The following is a 277-nucleotide window of genomic DNA, read 5'->3' as shown; positions in this document are numbered from 1 at the left end:
ACCGTAGATAATCATCCATGCCTAGTAAGTTGGTCAACGCTTCAACTGGTAGTGTGTTAAGACGACCAGTAAAGACGCCTTTGAACCGAAGGATTCGCTTGAGTTCCTTGGTGTATGCTTCGTTGGCGCACTTGAGCATGGCTTCATTCCATCCTTGAAAGTCATGGCGAAATTCCCAAAAGAGCTCCCCGTCTGCTACAAGCCCGTTCGTATAGTCGTCGATTCTCCGAGCAACATAAGTTGTTGCCGCAATAGGGTCAACCTCATTGTTGGGAGC

At 48.4% G+C, this 277-nt stretch carries 1 protein-coding gene; it reads right to left on the bottom strand.

Annotated features, from left to right (window positions below; translation table 11 throughout):
- A partial coding sequence (locus MN204_RS20580; RefSeq protein ID WP_249872918.1) for a hypothetical protein occupies positions 1 to 277 on the bottom strand: 277 nt, incomplete at both ends.

The organism is Oceanobacillus saliphilus (assembly GCF_023522835.1).
GTDB classification, from domain to species: Bacteria; Bacillota; Bacilli; order Bacillales; family Amphibacillaceae; genus Oceanobacillus; species Oceanobacillus saliphilus.
Note: the sequence above shows the minus strand (reverse complement) of the source record. Positions and strands in the feature narration are given on the sequence as shown.